Source organism: Pseudarthrobacter sp. IC2-21, from assembly GCF_034048115.1.
Taxonomy (GTDB): domain Bacteria; phylum Actinomycetota; class Actinomycetes; order Actinomycetales; family Micrococcaceae; genus Arthrobacter; species Arthrobacter naphthalenicus.
In genome coordinates this window covers 3149159-3165772 of sequence record NZ_CP139145.1, presented here as the reverse complement: position 1 = coordinate 3165772, position 16614 = coordinate 3149159, and the positions used below count along the sequence as shown (strand labels likewise).

16 protein-coding genes are annotated in these 16614 nt (G+C 66.9%); 8 read left to right on the top strand and 8 right to left on the bottom strand.

The genetic code is table 11. The features are described 5' to 3' along the window. The 3 genes from SBP01_RS14515 to SBP01_RS14505 form a co-directional block, all read right to left on the bottom strand. Entirely contained in the window at positions 1 to 2250 is a 2250-nt protein-coding gene (locus SBP01_RS14515) for an RNA degradosome polyphosphate kinase (RefSeq protein ID WP_275212200.1), read from the bottom strand. 149 nt (positions 2251 to 2399) lie between these two features. Beyond that, the gene (mshD, locus tag SBP01_RS14510) at positions 2400 to 3371 is read right to left on the bottom strand and encodes a mycothiol synthase (RefSeq protein WP_320536243.1); all 972 of its coding nucleotides are present in this window, start codon (positions 3369 to 3371) and stop codon (positions 2400 to 2402) included. Positions 3372 to 3601: 230 nt separating this feature from the next. Beyond that, the gene (locus SBP01_RS14505) at positions 3602 to 4300 is read right to left on the bottom strand and encodes a winged-helix domain-containing protein (RefSeq protein WP_190987352.1); all 699 of its coding nucleotides are present in this window, start codon (positions 4298 to 4300) and stop codon (positions 3602 to 3604) included. A 369-nt stretch (positions 4301 to 4669) separates the two neighbouring features. On the opposite strand from SBP01_RS14505, the gene SBP01_RS14500 reads away from it, so the two are divergent. The 6 genes from SBP01_RS14500 to SBP01_RS14475 all read left to right on the top strand — a co-directional run bounded on the left by SBP01_RS14500 (position 4670) and on the right by SBP01_RS14475 (position 10170). Beyond that, on the top strand, positions 4670 to 5404 hold the full coding sequence (locus SBP01_RS14500; RefSeq protein WP_320538358.1) for a permease: 735 nt from the start codon (positions 4670 to 4672) through the stop codon (positions 5402 to 5404). 167 nt (positions 5405 to 5571) lie between these two features. Further along, on the top strand, positions 5572 to 6198 hold the full coding sequence (locus SBP01_RS14495; RefSeq protein ID WP_320536242.1) for an FABP family protein: 627 nt from the start codon (positions 5572 to 5574) through the stop codon (positions 6196 to 6198). A gap of 89 nt (positions 6199 to 6287) precedes the next feature. After that, positions 6288 to 7010 carry a flavodoxin family protein gene (locus SBP01_RS14490; protein WP_320536241.1) on the top strand — a complete coding sequence of 241 codons (723 nt, stop codon included), beginning with the start codon at positions 6288 to 6290 and terminating at the stop codon, positions 7008 to 7010. 155 nt (positions 7011 to 7165) lie between these two features. After that, positions 7166 to 8248, top strand: a complete 1083-nt coding sequence (locus SBP01_RS14485; RefSeq protein ID WP_320536240.1) for a YgfZ/GcvT domain-containing protein — start codon at positions 7166 to 7168, stop codon at positions 8246 to 8248. Then, positions 8248 to 8643, top strand: a complete 396-nt coding sequence (locus SBP01_RS14480) for an ankyrin repeat domain-containing protein (RefSeq protein WP_320536239.1) — start codon at positions 8248 to 8250, stop codon at positions 8641 to 8643. Before SBP01_RS14485 ends, SBP01_RS14480 begins: the two co-directional genes overlap by 1 nt. Positions 8644 to 8646: 3 nt before the next feature. After that, a complete protein-coding gene (locus tag SBP01_RS14475) occupies positions 8647 to 10170 on the top strand; it encodes a DHA2 family efflux MFS transporter permease subunit (protein ID WP_320536238.1) in 1524 nt (507 codons plus the stop codon). A 60-nt stretch (positions 10171 to 10230) separates the two neighbouring features. On the opposite strand, the gene SBP01_RS14470 is transcribed toward SBP01_RS14475, so the two are convergent. The 5 genes from SBP01_RS14470 to SBP01_RS14450 all read right to left on the bottom strand — a co-directional run bounded on the left by SBP01_RS14470 (position 10231) and on the right by SBP01_RS14450 (position 14283). After that, positions 10231 to 10947: a GNAT family N-acetyltransferase gene (locus SBP01_RS14470; protein WP_320536237.1), complete on the bottom strand. Its 717-nt coding sequence runs from the start codon at positions 10945 to 10947 to the stop codon at positions 10231 to 10233. Positions 10948 to 10974: 27 nt separating this feature from the next. Then, positions 10975 to 12000 carry an ATP-dependent 6-phosphofructokinase gene (locus tag SBP01_RS14465; RefSeq protein WP_320536236.1) on the bottom strand — a complete coding sequence of 342 codons (1026 nt, stop codon included), beginning with the start codon at positions 11998 to 12000 and terminating at the stop codon, positions 10975 to 10977. 200 nt (positions 12001 to 12200) lie between these two features. Then, the gene (locus tag SBP01_RS14460; protein ID WP_275212214.1) at positions 12201 to 12452 is read right to left on the bottom strand and encodes a PspC domain-containing protein; all 252 of its coding nucleotides are present in this window, start codon (positions 12450 to 12452) and stop codon (positions 12201 to 12203) included. Between the two features lie 3 nt (positions 12453 to 12455). Next, complete coding sequence (locus SBP01_RS14455; RefSeq protein ID WP_275212216.1) at positions 12456 to 12749, bottom strand: hypothetical protein; 294 nt, start codon at positions 12747 to 12749, stop codon at positions 12456 to 12458. Between the two features lies 1 nt (position 12750). Next, positions 12751 to 14283 (bottom strand): PspC domain-containing protein, encoded by a 1533-nt coding sequence (locus SBP01_RS14450; RefSeq protein WP_320536235.1) that lies wholly within the window; start codon positions 14281 to 14283, stop codon positions 12751 to 12753. A gap of 124 nt (positions 14284 to 14407) precedes the next feature. Between SBP01_RS14450 and SBP01_RS14445 the strand changes: the two genes are divergently transcribed. Then, positions 14408 to 15892, top strand: a complete 1485-nt coding sequence (locus SBP01_RS14445; RefSeq protein ID WP_320536234.1) for a PspC domain-containing protein — start codon at positions 14408 to 14410, stop codon at positions 15890 to 15892. Next, positions 15889 to 16572, top strand: coding sequence for a LuxR C-terminal-related transcriptional regulator (locus tag SBP01_RS14440; RefSeq protein ID WP_275212222.1), 684 nt, complete (start codon positions 15889 to 15891; stop codon positions 16570 to 16572). The genes SBP01_RS14445 and SBP01_RS14440 overlap by 4 nt, the downstream gene beginning before the upstream one ends. The last annotated feature ends 42 nt before the right edge of the window (positions 16573 to 16614 follow it).

Genomic DNA, 16614 nt, shown 5'->3' with positions numbered 1-16614 from the left:
CTACCGCCGGCTCAGGCTGCGCTGGCGGTCACGCGATGCCAGCAGCCACGACTGGATGTCCTCGAGGGGCGTTCCGTCCTCGGAGATGTGGTGACGGTTCCACTGACCCTCGTTGTCCAGGTGCCAGCTGGCCGTCTCCGGATCCATGTACCGCCGCAGCAGGTCAAGGACGTAGGTGATGTCGTCCGCGTTGGCCAGCTGGACCAGGGCCTCCACCCTGCGGTCCAGGTTGCGGTGCATCATGTCGGCCGAGCCGATGTAGACCACCGGGTCACCGCCGTTGGCGAACGCAAACACCCGCGAGTGCTCCAGGAAACGGCCCAGTACTGAACGCACCGTGATGTTCTCGCTGAGGCCCGGAACGCCGGGGCGCAGCGAGCAGATGCCGCGCACAATGATGTCCACCATCACGCCGGCCTGGGAGGCCCGGTAGAGGGAATCGATAATGGCCTCGTCCACCATGGAGTTGACCTTGATCTGGACCCTGGCGGCCAGCCCGGCGCGTGCATTCCGGATCTCGGTTTCGATCCGGTCGATCAGCCCGGAACGGACGGAGCGCGGGGCCACGAGCAGGCGCTTGAACGTGGACTTGGGCGCGTAGCCGGACAGCTGGTTGAACAGCTTGGACAGGTCCTCGCCCACCTGCTCGTTGGCGGTCAGCAGGCCAAGGTCCTCGTAGTAGCGGGCGGTGCGGGGGTGATAGTTGCCGGTGCCGATGTGGCAGTAGCGGCGAAGCCCGTCCACTTCCTGCCGGACCACAAGGGACAACTTGCAGTGCGTTTTCAATCCCACGATGCCGTAGACCACGTGGACACCGGCCTGTTCAAGCTTGCGCGCCCAGGAGATGTTGGCCTGTTCATCGAACCTGGCCTTGATCTCCACCAGCGCCAGCACCTGCTTGCCTGCCTCGGCCGCGTCGATCAGGGCGTCAACGATGGGGGAGTCCCCGGACGTGCGGTACAGGGTCTGCTTGATGGCCTGGACCTTGGGGTCCGCTGCCGCCTGTTCCAGGAACGCCTGCACCGAGGTGGAGAAGGAGTCGTACGGGTGGTGGAGCAGGATGTCGCGCCGGCGCATGGCCGAGAAGACGTTGGCGGCCTTGGACGTCTCAGACTCGTTGAGGAACCGGGACGTGTGGGGCATGTGCTTCGGGTAATGAAGGTCCGCACGGTCAATTCCGGCGATGACGGACAGCCCGCGGAGGTCCAGCGGTGCGGGAAGCGAATAGACCTCCGACTCCTCCACACCGAGTTCGCGGATCAGCAGCGCACGGATGTTCGGGTTGATGTCGTTGCTGACCTCGAGGCGGACCGGCGGCCCGAAACGGCGGCGCAGAAGTTCCTTTTCGAGGGCCTGCAGCAGGTTCTCGGCATCGTCCTCTTCGACTTCGAGGTCCTCGTTGCGGGTGACTCGGAAGATGTGGTGCTCCAACACCTCCATGCCGGCGAACAGCTTGTCCAGGTGGACGGCGATGACCTCTTCGAGGGCGATGAAGCGTGCCACGCGCCCGGCAATGGCACCGGCGCGCGGCCCGTCGATGGAAATCAGGCGCGGAAGCTGGTCCGGAACCTTCAGCCGGGCGAAGAGCTCCTTATCGCTGACCGGATTGCGCACCACCACGGCGAGGTTCAGGGACAGCCCCGAAATGTAAGGGAAGGGGTGGGCGGGATCGACGGCGAGCGGGGTCAGGATGGGGAAGACCTTCTCGGCGAACATGGCGCTGAGCTGCTGCTTGGCGGCGTCGTCGAGTTCATCCCAGTGCATCAGGTGGATGTGCTCGTAGGCGAGGGCCGGCCGGATCTGCTCCGCATAGACCTGGGCATGGCGCTGTTGGAGGCGGTGGGCTTCGTCGCCGATCTTTTCCAGGACCTCCACGGGGCTGAGGCCGGCAGGGGACGGCACCGCGAGGCCGGTGGCGATACGCCGCTTAAGGCCGGCCACCCGGACCATGAAAAATTCGTCCAGGTTGGACGCGAAGATGGACAGGAACGCAACGCGTTCCAGAAGGTGGAGGGTGGGGTCCTCGGCCAGCTCCAGGACACGGGAGTTGAAGGCCAGCCAGCTCAGCTCGCGGTCCAGGAAACGGTCCGGCCGGATGTCTCCTTCCGGCACCAGGCTGGGCGCAAACTCCGGAATGTCGATCCGGTCCTGCGTGGCGCGCGAAGCCGGCACCTCGGATGAGCCAAAGCGGGCCCGTGCCGGTGCTGACGCGCCCTCAGACGTGGCTGTTCCCACGGGTTCCGGTTTCATGGTGTCTCCTCTTACCTGGCGCTTAATGCTGGCCCACGGCCGGCGCGGTTCCCTACCAACCTTACAAGCAATCAGGGCCCGCGGACCCGGCACTTCGGGCAAGCGGGCGGCCTTTCGTCCGGCGAGTGGGATAACTCGGCCGAGGGGGCCTAGGGGGTGGTTACCGGCCCGTACTGGACGTCCATGTCCCAACGCGTGAAACCCAAGCCGCGGTAGAGCGAGACGGCGGGCGCATTGTCCGCGTCCGTGTACAACATAACGGCGTGCAGTCCCAGGCCCTGCAGGTACCTGATTCCGGCGACGGTGAGCGCCTTGCCCAGACCCAGGCCCTGCGCGGCCGGGGTCACGCCCACGGCATACACTTCACCGATCGCCGGGTGTGCGCCGTGCCGCGGGTGGACCTTGGTCCAATGGAAGCCCAGCAGCTGGCCGTCCCCGTCCACGGCGAGCAGGAAGCCGGCGGGATCAAACCAGTCCTCTGCCATCCGGGCCTCCAGGTCCCCGCGGGTCAACGAACCCTGTTCAGGGTGATGGGCAAACGCCGCGCGGTTCGCCGCCAGCCAGCCCTCCTCATCCTGGCCGGGCACGAAGGCGCGGAGCGTGACGCCGTCCGGAAGGCCGACGTCGGGCAGTTCGGCGGTGGCAGTGGTCAGCCTCATCTTCCAGAGCTCCCGCACAGGCCCGTAGCCGTACCGGGCGGCGAGGTCCGCTGCCGCCTCATGGTTGCCGTGCGACCACGCCTTCAGGCCAGTCAGGCCCCGCTCGGACTTCAGCGCGCCCACCAGCCGGTCCGCCACCCCTTTGTTGCGGTAGCTGGGGTGGACGGCAATCTCCAGGACGCCGCTGCCGTCGGCTTCCTCCACCACCACGGCGAACCCGGCCAAGTCCTGGCCGGAGGAAGGGTCCGAGTCCTCATCCGGGGCGTAGAGGGCGAGGGTCAGCAGGGAATGCTCGGCCGAATCCGCGGCGCGGAGCGTCACCACGGTCTGCTCCGAAAGTGACGGGTTGCCGTCGGATTCCTCGGCGGCTGTAAGGAGCCCCAGGCAATCATTCAGCAATTGCTTGTCCACGGGGCCGTGGACAACAAGGACGGGCCATTTCTCCGGGTGCGCAGGACTCATGAAGCAAGGCTATACGGCCGGACCGGAACGTGCCCCGATTTGATGGCGCCCCGGACGTTACGTATAATCGTTACCTCACCCGTCGGGAGACCGGCGGATGCGAGGGGGATCCACCAGTGGGGTGGCCTCGATACGTTCGACCCGTATGTCCTCCACAAGCAGGCAAAAACTAAAGCCCCGGACCACCTGATGTGGTCCGGGGCTTTTGCGTTAAAGCTCGACGGCGGCGCTCAGGCTTCCGTCAGTTCGTCCTCTTGCTGGCGTACCAGGGTGAGTCGGTACCCCACGTTCCGGACAGTGCTGATCAGGTTTTCGTGGTCGGCGCCGAGTTTGGCGCGGAGGCGGCGGACATGGACGTCGACGGTGCGGGTGCCGCCGTAATAGTCGTAGCCCCACACCTCCGTGAGCAGTTGCTGGCGGGTGAACACCCGGCCGGGGTGCTGGGCCAGGTATTTGAGGAGTTCGAACTCCTTGAAGGTCAGGTTCAGCGGGGCACCGTTCACGCGGGCCGTGTAGCTGGCCTCGTCGATAACCACGCCTGCTGCCCGGATCTCCGTGGGGGCATCGTCCTGTTCCGGGACAGCCCGTGCCACGGAAAGCCTGATGCGCGCCTCCACCTCGGCCGGCCCGGCGGAGTCGAGCACAATATCGTCCACCGCCCAGGCCGACGAAACGGCAGCCATGCCGCCTTCGGTCAGGATCAGTACCAGCGGGGCGCTCAGGCCGGTGGCTTTGAGCAACTGGGTGAGCGAGCGGGCACCCACCAGGTCCTTGCGGGCATCGAGCAGCACGATGTCGCAGGGGTCGGTTTCCAGCAGGGCGGTCGGCTCAGCGGCGAGGATATGCACGCGGTGATTCAGTAATTCGAGGGCAGGCAGAATGTCCACCGATGACCCGGTGCTGTTCGTCAATAGCAGGATGTGCGACATTGTTCCTCCAAGGGGCGTCCGCGCATCTTCGGGCGACTGAACCGGGTTCTCACCGGCCGGAACCAGCTCCCTGCCACGATTTGGTCCGCCGAAGATCTGTCCGGCTGGCAACCGTTGCTGGAAGCGTAGCTGAAGTTTGAGTATACCGAACGGCGTTCCCGCGAACAGGGATTCCTTCGCTGCGGACCTTCGTTTTGCGACATATCCGAGTCACATAAGGCAGGATTGTGCCGTGGGGCAGAACGCCCTCCCGCGGAGGGCAAGGCCGCCGGGTTATAGCCAGAATGGGAATGCAACCAATTGAGTGCAGAGTCGAAGCGGCGGACCGGGATCAGCGCGGACGGGGACGAACACGCGCCGGCGCGGTCACTGGGCTCGTGGGTTATTGGCCTGATAGGCATTGCGGGGCTAGCAGCCCTCATCGCCGGTGTGTACATCTCGCGGGAGGCCCTCGTCGGCGTCGCGAGTGCCATCGCCGTGGCGGTAGGAATCGGCTGGCCGCACTTCCTCCGCATCCCGGCCAAGAAGACGCTCGCCACGGTCATTGCCCTGCCCGGCGTAGGGTCCGCGATGGCCGCCGGCCTGGTCCCGGCACCGGGATACCTTGACTGGACGCCGGCCTTCATCGCGCTGGGAATGATGGCCGTGTTTGTGGTGCAGCTGATCCGCGGGACCGGCCAGGCCCAGCGGCTGGAGTCCACGCTGGGCTGCTGCGCCGGCGTGCTCCTGTCCTGCCTTGGCGCGGGATGGATTGCCGGTGCCCGCTTCAACGGGGTCCGCGAAATGGTGCTGGTGGCGGCCGTCAGTGCAGCGGTCGCCCTGTGCGCCGGCCTGATCCGCTGGCCGGACCGGGTGGTTGCTCCACTGGGGATCGTCCTCGCGGGCCTGGCGGGCCCGCTTGCCGGGCTGGTCTTTTCCGATCTTGCCGTGCTGCCCGCCGCGATCTTCGGGGTGGTGGTCGGCGCGGTCCTGGTCAGTTTCCGCCGGCTCGTCACACTCCGCGGTGCTCCGCTGAATCTCGCCGCGGCCCTTAGCATGGGTCTGGCGCCTGTGTCCGCTGTGGGCTCCCTTGCTTACTTCATAGACAAACTACTTATCTACTAACGGTTAGGATGGCATCATGTCCGTACTTGCATTTGAAATTTTCTTCCTTGTCCTGCTCGGCGTCGCGAGCCTTTCCATGGCCTGGTTTGCCGGCTTTGTTGTTTACCGTCTTTTCAAAGGCCAGAAGTAAACCGTCCCTCCGTTAGCGATTTCCTGAGGTAATTGTTGTGCCGATTGAGATTCCTACAGATCTGACTCCGGAACTTGTTCCGCTGTCCTGGCTCATTGGTGAGTGGGAAGGCAGCGGCCGGCTTGGCACCGGTGATGAGGATTCCGAACACTTCGTCCAGCACGTTTCCTTCACACACAACGGCTTGCCGTACCTGCAGTACCGTGCGGAGAGCTGGCTGGCGGACGAGGACGGAACGCGTTTGCGTCCCCTCACTGTCGAGACCGGTTTCTGGGCGCTTGAGCGCAAGCAGCTGGACGCCGACGGCGGCCCGGGCCTGGTCCCGGCGGATATTGTTCCGGCGCTTAAGAGCGCTGACGAGGTTGAGGCCCTGCGCAATAAGGACGGCGGCTTCGATATCTCTGTGTCCATCGCGCATCCCGGCGGTATCTCCGAGCTGTACTACGGTCAGATCAAGGGCCCGCAGATCCAGCTCACCACCGACATGGTGATGCGGGGAGGCCACTCGAAGGAGTACAGCGCCGCGACGCGCATCTTCGGCCTGGTGGACGGCAACCTGCTCTGGCGCTGGGACGTCGCCGCCGGCGGGGCCGCGGGCGCGGCAGCCAAGCCCGGCAGCGGCCTCGAGGCCCACGCATCGGCGTTCCTGAAGAAAGTCTCCTGACCGGGCCACAGTCGCACTGGCCATCAGTAGACTTAGCTTCCTCAGTCCCGTCTCACGGCTCCGGCCGTGCCAGTGAACCAGGGAGCATCATGGCGGCACCGCAGAACACCACTGACTACAGCGACCTGAAGGCCGTGTTCTTCAACGGAACGCTGAAGAGGTCGCCGGAAACCAGCAACACCGGAGGCCTGATTGAGGTCAGCCGCCGCATCATGGAAAAGCACGGCGTCAGCACACAGGTGATCAGGACCATGGATCACGACATCGCCAGCGGCGTGTACCCGGACATGACCGAGCACGGCTGGGCAACCGACGAGTGGCCGGCCCTGTACCCTGCCGTTCAAGAAGCGGACATCGTGGTGGTGGCCGGACCGATCTGGCTCGGCGATAACTCCTCGCAGACCAAAAAGCTCATTGAGCGGCTCTATGCCCACTCCGGCCAGCTCAACAGCAAGGGCCAGTGGGCGTTCTACCCTAAGGTCGGCGGCTGCCTCATCACCGGCAACGAGGACGGCATCAAGCACTGTTCCATGAACGTCCTGTACAGCCTGCAGCACATCGGCTTCACCATCCCGCCGCAAGCGGACGCCGGCTGGATCGGCCCCGTGGGCCCCGGCCCCAGCTACCTGGACGAGGGTTCCGGCGGTCCGGAGTCAGACTTCACCAACCGCAACACCACCTTCATGACCTGGAACCTGCTGCACCTTGCCCGGATGCTCAAAGATGCCGGCGGGATTCCCGCTTACGGTAACCTGCCCGAGGAATGGAAAGCCGGCACCCGTTTCGATTTCGAAAACCCGGAATACCGCTAATCCCCACCCGCACCCTGACCTCGCAAGGCCGCACCGGCTCCCTGCCCTCGCACGCTCGGGCCGGGGCCCTCGCCGGAGCGGTTCCACGGCCAGGGAACCCGGCGGGCGTGGCCTTAACCCGGAATACTCACTGACTAAAGGACGTTGCCCCCAGTATGACTACCCCCAGCCCATTCCTGTCGCGCCCCGGCGCCGTCGAGGCCGCCGGCGCGGACGCCGGAGTTGCCGACCACTACGGTGAGCCGCTCCGCGAGCAGCGCGCCCTCGCAGCCGGAACCGCCGTCGTCGATCTCTCCCACCGCGGTGTGGTGACCGTCAGCGGTCCGGACCGGCTGACGTGGCTGAACACGCTTTCCTCCCAGCAGGTTACCGGCCTGCAGCCGCGGGAATCCACCGAACTGCTCCTGTTGAGCGTCCAGGGCCGCATCGAGTTTGATGCCCGGGTAGTGGACGACGGCGGGACCACCTGGCTGATCGTTGAGGCCGCCGAGGCTGCGCCGCTGGCTGAGTGGCTGAACAGGATGAAGTTCATGCTCCGCGTGGAAGTTGCCGATGTCTCCGACGAATGGGCGGTGCTCGGGTCCACCAAGGAGGTGGCGGAGTGGTCCGGTCTGCTCGCCTGGCGCGATCCGTGGCCGCACGTGGGTGCCGGTGGCTACTCGTATTCTGTGGTTCCCGAAGAAGGGCACCCCGGACTCGAACGGCCGTGGATCGAATACCTGGTGCCCGCCGCTGAGCTGGAGCGGACTGTAGGGGACCGCCCGCTGGCCGGGATGCTGGCCGCCGAAGCCCTCCGCATCGCTGCCTGGCGGCCCCGCCTGGGCGCTGAAACCGACGACAAAACCATTCCGCACGAACTGGACCTCCTCCGTACAGCCGTGCACCTGGCGAAGGGCTGCTACAAGGGCCAGGAGACCATCGCACGGGTCCACAACCTGGGCCACCCGCCGCGGCGGCTGGTGTTCCTGCAGCTGGACGGCTCACAGCACACCATGCCTGCGCCGGGCAGCCAGGTCCTCCTGGGTGAGCGGAAAGTAGGCACCGTCACCTCCGTGGCGCAGCACTACGAAATGGGACCCATTGCCCTGGCGGTCATCAAACGTTCCGTAGCTCCGGACGAAATACTGACCGTCCTGGACGGTGAAGAGCCCTACACCGCCGCGCAGGAAGTGATTGTTGCCCCCGACGCCGGCCAGGTAGTCGGGCGCCAGACCGGATTCCTGAGGGGGACCCGCTGATGACTGAAAACCCCGTGCCCGACGAGGAAACCCTCGCCCTGGCAGAGAAACTGTTCCAGGCCGCCCGGGACGGGGACACCGCGCTGCTGGCTGCCTACCTTGATGTCGGCGCCCCGGCATCCATGACAAACTCCGCCGGGGACTCGCTCCTGATGCTCGCTGCCTACCACGGGCATGCCGAGACGGTGCAGCTGCTCCTTCGGCACGGGGCGGACGCCGACGCCGCCAACGACCGCGGCCAGACGCCCCTGGCCGGCGCAGCATTTAAGGGGTACCCGGATGTTGCCAAAGTCCTTCTGGCGGCCGGTGCTGATCCGGACGCCGGTACACCCTCGGCCCGCGCAGCGGCCCACATGTTCGCCCGGACTGAAATACTCGACCTGTTGGGAGCCTGACGCTTGGAAAATGTAGCAAGGCCGTGGCCAGCACTCTGGTCCCTCGTGATCGGGTTCTTCATGATCCTGATCGACACCACCATCGTCTCCGTGGCGAATCCCCGGATCATGGAAGGCCTCAACGCGGACATCAATTCCGTCATCTGGGTAACCAGCGCGTACCTTCTTGCTTACGCCGTCCCGCTGCTGATCACGGGCAGGCTGGGCGATCGCTTCGGGCCCAAGAAGCTTTACCTTTCAGGACTGGTGCTCTTCACCCTCGCCTCGCTCTGGTGCGGCCTGTCGGGTGACATCAGTACCCTGATCATGGCCCGCGTCCTGCAGGGCCTCGGCGCGGCCATCATGACGCCGCAGACCATGGCAGTCATTACCCGGATCTTTCCGCCGGACCGCCGCGGGGCAGCCATGGGCATCTGGGGAGCCACGGCAGGTGTAGCCACCTTGGTGGGACCCATCCTGGGCGGCGTCCTGGTGGACGGCCTGGGCTGGGAGTGGATCTTCTTCATCAACATTCCGGTCGGCGTCGTCGGCTTCATCCTTGCGTGGCGCTTCGTTCCCTCGCTGACAACCCACCCGCACAAGTTCGACATCCCGGGCGTGCTGCTCAGCGCCGCCGGCCTGTTTCTGCTGGTCTTCGGCATCCAGGAGGGCGAGACCTACAACTGGGGCACCATCACCGGGCCCATCACAGTCTGGGGCCTGATCATCAGCGGCATAGCCGTGCTGGTGGTCTTCGTGCTGTGGCAGCGGTTCAACAAGGGCGAACCCCTCCTGCCGCTGGGACTCTTCAAGGACCGCAACTTCTCCCTGGCCAACATCGGCATCACCACGGTGGGGTTCGCCATCACGTCCTTCACCCTCCCGCTGATCTTCTACTACCAGGTGGTCCGCGGCCTGACGCCCACCCAGTCCGCGCTGATGATGGTCCCCATGGCCGTTATTTCAGGCGGCCTGGCACCCGTCGTGGGAAAGATCATCGACCGTGTCAATCCAAAGTTCATCACCGCCACGGGCCTGGTCCTGATGTCGGTGGCCCTCTTCTGGAACTCGGCACTCATGCATCCGGACACCCCCATCTGGCTGTTCCTGCTGCCGAGCGCCGTCCTCGGGTTCGCCAACGCCGGCATCTGGGCCCCGCTGAGCACTACGGCCACCCGGAACCTCCCGCCGCGGCAGGCCGGTGCCGGGTCAGGCGTCTATAACACCACCCGGCAGATCGGCGCGGTCCTGGGCAGCGCCGCGATAGCCGTGCTGATCCAGGCAAGGCTTGCAGCCGAGCTGCCACCGGCACCCGGAGCCGCCGGCGGCGCCAGCCCCATGTCGTTCGGCGGGTCGCTGCCCGAAGCACTGCACGACGGATTCTCCACCGCCATGGGCCAGTCAATCCTGCTTCCCGCGGCCGTTATCCTGCTGGGCGCGGCTGTGGCACTGTTCTTCGCCAAGCCCCAGGCCGTGAACGGCTGGACCGGGCAGGCCGCGGCCCCCAGGGCAGAGGCGACGGCGGACGGCGGCCGCCGGGCGGATTAGCCCGGCGGCCGCCCTGCCGGGTGCGGCCCGGCCGCGCCGTGCGGTGGTAGTGCGGGGGCGTCAGCCCAGCTGGACGCTCGTGTGGATGCCGCCCGCGGTCAGGCCGAGTTGGCGGGCCAGGGCCACTGCACCGGTGTTGCTGACTTCTGCCCGCCACTGGACAGTCAGGCCGGCAGCCAGTGCTTCGTGGGCCGCGATCGAGGCCGCGAGCGAACCGAGCCCGCGGCGCCTCCACTCGGGGTCCACCAGGACTCCCAGGTGGCCCAGCAGGCCCTCCCACTCGGCGTAGGCGCCGCACGCAACCGGGACCCGCCGGCCATCCACCTCGTGCACAATGGTGTACCGGTTTTCCAGCTCGGACAGCCCCACCTCGTTGACGTCATCCGGCGGGCAGAGCCCTTCCAGCTCGATCGCCTCCGGATTGCCGTGGGAGACGGTCAGCTCCTCGGACGGCTGGCGGAGCGGCAGGTCGTCGGCGAAGAACAGCGCCGCTGCGCCGAGCCCATGGCCTCCGTGGGACCGTGTCAGCGTCAGCAGGGTCACGTGCTGGGCCATCTCGTCATCCGGGATACCGGCCGCGGCATCAATCAGCCACTGCGGGCCCACCAGGGCGGAGCTGCCAAACAGCCTGATGAACTCCACGGTCCTGACTGTTTCGTCCGCCCGGACCACCCGCTCGCCGGAAGCCAGGGACGTGCCGAAAGCGTCGTCGTCGAGCCCCAGGTGCCGGGCCCACGCGAGCTGGATAATGGCGGCGGAACCTGGGTCAAGAGTCATGATTCCAGCCTAGGGGGAGTGCGCGGCTCAGCCGAACAGGACCGCTGCTTCGTCGTAGCGGTTCTGCGGGACGGTCTTGAGCTGGCCCAGTGCCTTCTCGAAGCCGACGTGCTCGATGTCGGTGCCCTTGAGCGCCACCATGGTGCCCCAGTAACCTTCCACCACCGAATCGATGGCGGCCATGCCCAGCCGGGTGGCCAGGACGCGGTCGAAGGCGGAGGGAACGCCGCCGCGCTGAATGTGGCCGAGGATGGTGGCTCTCGTTTCGATGCCGGTGCGGGCTTCCAGTTCCGGGGCGAGCTGGTCCGCGATGCCGCCCAGGCGGGGCCGGCCGAAGGTGTCCAGGCCGCGCTCGGAGTGGGGGGATTCCATGTGTTCGGGAACAAAGCCCTCGGCCACCACCACCAGCGGTGCGCGGCCGCGGTCGTGGGCATCCTGGACCCATTCCGTGATCTGTTCGATGCTGACTTTCTGCTCCGGGATCAGGATGGCGTGGGCGCCGGCGGCCATGCCAGCGTGCAGGGCGATCCAGCCCACATGCCGGCCCATGACCTCGGCGATCATGCAGCGGTGGTGGGACTCGCCGGTGGTGCGGAGCCGGTCGATGGCTTCGGTGGCGATCTGGACGGCGGTGTCGAAGCCGAAGGTGTAGTCGGTGGCGTCGAGGTCGTTGTCCACGGTTTTGGGGACGCCCACGATCTTGAGGCCGGCGTCGGTGAGGCGTTTTGCCGCGGCCAGGGTTCCTTCGCCGCCGATGGCGATGATGGCGTCTATGCCGAGGCGGTCCATGTGGGCCTTGATGACTTCGGGGCCGCCGCCGTTTTCGAAGGGGTTGGTGCGGGAGGTGCCCAGGATGGTGCCGCCCTGCTTGGCGATGCCGCGGACCATGGTGCGGGGGATGTTGATGATGTCGCCTTCAACCACGCCGCGCCAGCCGTCCAGGAAGCCCACGAATTCGTGGCCGTGGATGGCGATGCCTTTGAGGACCGCGCCGCGGATCACGGCGTTCAGCCCGGGGCAGTCCCCACCGCTGGTGAGAATTCCAATTTTCATGTCTCTGCTCAAATCCTGGTGTGAAGGGGGTAACGGGCAGAGCGCCACGCTGAGCTCACCTAGATTGTAGTCGGCCGTGTGCGTTACGACACAAACCGGTGACAATCGGTAACTACTTCGGGCGATGTGCCGAAGCCCCCGTCCGGGAGGGGTTCTCCGGAACGGGGGCCAGCTTTGAAGGGGGAGATGAAGATGCCTGGTCAGCTGATGGAGCGGCGGTCCAGGAATTTCTCCAAGAGGATGGCGTTGCCCTGGTCCGGGAGGACCAGCCACGCCGCAAGGTAGAACACGACGGCGGGCCCCGGCAGGAGGCAGAAGACCAGGAAAGCGATCCGCACGAAGGCCACATCCACGTTGAGCTTGGCCGCGACGCCGCCGCACACGCCGCCCAGCCACCGTTCGGGACCGCGTTTCAGGCCGAAGCCCCTGACGATGCTGAAGAACTTATCCATGGTTCAAGACTTCCGTGTTGTGGGATGGTTGTCACGTTTACGGGCCGAGAGCAGGCCGCCGATGACGAGCGCCGCACCCGCCCCGATCATGAGCCCGATCAGCACATAGGTGCCGTTCAGGGTCACAACACCCAGCTGGGCCACGATGATCAGGGCCGCAAGTGCCAGGACTATGAGGCTCCAAACGATGGTGCCCACGCGGGCGGAGGGCTGCTGCGGCGCGTCGGCCGCGGAGGAGGTTCCCGGCGTCGTGCTTTCCGGGCTGGACGAATCCGGTGCCGGATCAAAGCTGCTCATGTCAGTTTCCTTCCTGAATCGTGATGTTGCTGAAGGTGCCGTCAATCTGAACGATCAGGCTGGCTCCGCCTTTATCGGTGTTGTACTTGCTTTCGCGGGCGGTGACGCCGCTGTGGCTCTGGGTGCCTTCGTGGACGTTGCCCATGGTCATATCGGCCCGGACCGTTACGGGGACGTTGGCCGGGATGACCACGGTGACGTTGCTGGCTGTGACGTCAAGGGGAACCACGACGTCGGAAGGCAGGGGCGCGGTGACGTTCAGGTCGGTGAGGTCAAGGGTGCCGCGCCCTGCGGTGACGTTGTAGCCGTCCTTGGCCTGTTCGATGCTGACCGGTGTCCAGCTGACGTCGGTGAAGCGGGCCCGGTCGCCATTGCCCACCACGTTGTAGACGCCGCCGGTGATCAGGGCAATCACCGCGAAGAGGCTGAGGATGCCGGCCGTCCTTCCGCGGAGGCCCGCGATGAGGATGCCCAGGCCCACCACGGCGGCGCCGCTGGCCCAGACGACGGCGTTGGCGGAGGGGCCCAGGTCAATCACGTTGACAGCATCCAGGGCTTTCAGGCCGCCACCCACCAGGAGCGCTGCTCCGGCGGTAACCGCCACGGCGGGGGCGCCGGGGCCGGAGGGACGCGGGCGGGGAGCCCGGGCAGGGCCCTGCGGCTGGTAGCCGCCGTAGCCGCCGCCCCCGTAGCTGCCGCCGTCGTAATTGCTGCCGCCGTAGCTGCCGGCGCCGTACGTGTCGCCGCCTGGGAACGCGGCACCCGTGGCTGGTGTGGTCGCCCCGGTCGAGGTGGGGGTGTACGGCGCATTTGCTGCCGAGCCCGTATCTGTCCCGGCATAGGAAGACGTGTAGGGGCTCGCGGGGTACTGCGGGGAGTATGGGCCTGCGTAGGCAGCATCGCCGCCGGCCGGCCGGGGTGTGGCATTCATGGGAGCTCCGTTCCGGGCCTTGTTCCTTTGGGTCAGGTAGTAGATGAGGTAGATGGCGCCGCCCACCCAGAAAACGGTCCAGAGGAATCCGCCGAAGCCGTTATGGCTCCAGCCCCAGAATCCGCCGCCGAGGCCGGTGAGTCCGAGCACCGTGGTGATCAGTGCGCCGGTCATGCCGCTGGACCAGCGGCCGGCGCCGGCTTCCTGGACATGGATGCGGCCGTCGGGTTCGGGCAGGAGTGCCCAGGCCAGGCCGTAGAGCAGGACGCCGATTCCGGCGAAGACGGTCAGGACGATGAAGATGCCGCGGACGATCAGCGGGTCGATGCCCATCCGGTGTGCGATGCCGCTCGCAACGCCGCCAATCCAGCGGTCGCGGCCGCGGTAGATGCCGTGGCTGCGGATCCAGGGGAAGAAGTCGGTTGGCTGGCCGGGTGCCTGCGGGCCGGCCTGCTGGGCTGCCGCGGGGGGCGGCGGGAGGAGGGGCTCGGTGGGTTGGTCCTGTCCGCGGGGCGGGAGGGGCTCGGTGGGCTGGTTCTGTCCGCGGGGCGGAACAGGTTCGGCGGGTTGGTCGTCGTCGGGGGTGGGGGTCTGCGAGTTCATACTTCGATCCTGCCGCGAGCGGCGGGCGGCCTCTATTGGGGACCACCCTGACTCGTCCCTGAGTCGCCCCCGGTTCCAGCCGCAACCGGGTCCGGGGGCCCCTGATCCGTGCTTGGATTGACTCATGACCACCGCACTTACCCGCCCTCCGCTGGTCCGCAGCCCCGACCGCGTCATCGCGGGCGTCTGCGCCGGCCTGGCGGATCATCTGGGCTGGCCCGTGCGAAGCGTCAGGATCGGCATGGTCCTCGCCTCGCTCGCCGGCGGTGCGGGGCTGGCTTTCTACGCGTGGCTGTGGATCATGGTTCCCACCGCGGACGAAAACGCCCGGCGCAACGCCCGTCGCCCGGCGTCGCCCATTGCTCCCGCCGTGAGCCTCATGCCCCCGGCCGCGACGGCACCGCCGTTTACCGGCCGTGCGCCGTCTGCTCCGTTGTGGGGAACCCCCGACGCCGGTGCTTCCGCGGCGGGGGTGCCGTCCGGTCCGGACGCTGCCGGTGCTGTTCTCCCGTCCGCAGCCGCACAGCCCGGACCTGTTCCACTGCCGGGCCCGCTTCCGGCTGCCGACGGCCGCGCTGCCGGCAGCAATCCGCCGTGGTTCAGCACCCGCGGAGTGCGCTATGGCAAGGAGATCCTGCTGGGAGCCGGCCTGCTGCTCGTGGCCGGCATCATGATCGCCCAGCTTCTGGGCGTGGACGTGCCGCTGGGGACCCTTATTCCTGCGGCCGCCGTGCTCAGCGGTGCGGCCATCGCCTGGATGCAACTCGACGAAAACCGCCGGGCCGGTCTGGTGGACAAAACCAAGGCCGACCAGGCCGGAGGCTGGGGTCGCGTGGCCGCCGGCCTGGCGCTGGTGGTGGCCGGTGTGCTGGTCATGGTGTCCGGCTCCGGATCCTGGGAGCAGACCTGGGTGGCGCTGCTGGCATCGGTGGCCGTCCTGGGCGGCGTGGTGGTGGTGCTGTTGCCTTGGGCACTGAAATTCTGGCGGGACCTGGAAGCCGAGCGCTCGGGCCGGATCCGCGAAACAGAGCGTGCCGAGATCGCGGCCCACCTGCACGACTCCGTCCTGCAGACTCTTGCCCTGATCCAGCGGCGTGCAGGTAATGAGCACGACGTAGTCCGTCTGGCCAGGGCCCAGGAGCGTGAACTGCGGGGCTGGCTGTTCCAGGACCCGGGCAAGGAAGCCGGCCAGCTTTCAGACCGGATCAAGGCCACTGCTGCCGAAGTGGAGGACCTCCTGGGCAACGCCGTGGAGGTGGTCAGCGTGGGGGACACCGCCATGACAGAAGCCCATGAAGCACTCGTCCAGGCCAGCCGGGAGGCCATGCTGAACGCGTCCCGGCACGGCGGCGGAACCGTCTCCGTCTACCTGGAAGTATCGGATGGCCGGGCCGACGTCTTCGTCAAGGACCGGGGCCCGGGCTTCGATCTCAGCGAGGTGCCCGAGGACCGCCTGGGCGTCAGGGAATCGATCATCGGACGTATGAAGCGCCACGGCGGAACAGCCGTAATTACCAGCACCCCGGACGGCACGGAAGTCCGGTTGGGCCTCCCGGCCCGCCCGGTCGACAAGGTGCTTCGGCCGGACAATGCAGAAGGAAGAATATGAGCAACCCCCAGGGCGCCGGACCCGGCCGCCCCGCAGCCTCCGTCCGCGTCGTTATTGTGGACGACCACGCCATTTTCCGCTCCGGCCTCAAAGCCGACCTCGACGCCAGCATCCAGGTGGTGGGTGAAGCCGCCACCGTGGAGCAGGCCATCGCGGTGATAGCCCGGGAACAGCCGGAGGTGGTGCTGCTCGACGTCCACTTGCCAGGCGGCCTGGGCGGCGGCGGACGCGAAGTCATCGCCGGTTCCGCAGCGCTCCTGGGGACCACCAAGTTCCTGGCGCTGAGTGTTTCGGACGCGGCTGAGGACGTGGTGGCGGTCATTCGCGCCGGGGCCAGGGGCTATGTCACCAAGACCATTTCCGGCGCCGAGATCACTGACGCCGTGTTCCGGGTTGCAGGCGGCGACGCCGTGTTCTCGCCCCGGCTGGCCGGCTTTGTGCTGGACGCCTTCGGTACGGCTCCGGCCGACATCGCCGACGACGAACTCGACAAGCTGTCCGCCCGCGAACTGGAGGTAATGCGCCTGATCGCACGGGGTTACAGCTACAAGGAAGTGGCCAAGGAACTGTTCATCAGCATCAAGACCGTGGAGACCCACGTGTCCGCAGTGCTGCGCAAGCTCCAGCTTTCCAGCCGCCACGAACTGACCAAGTGGGCCGCGGAGCGCCGCCTGCTCTAACCACCCGCCCCTCGGCACTACGCACTCCACCCCACCCCACCA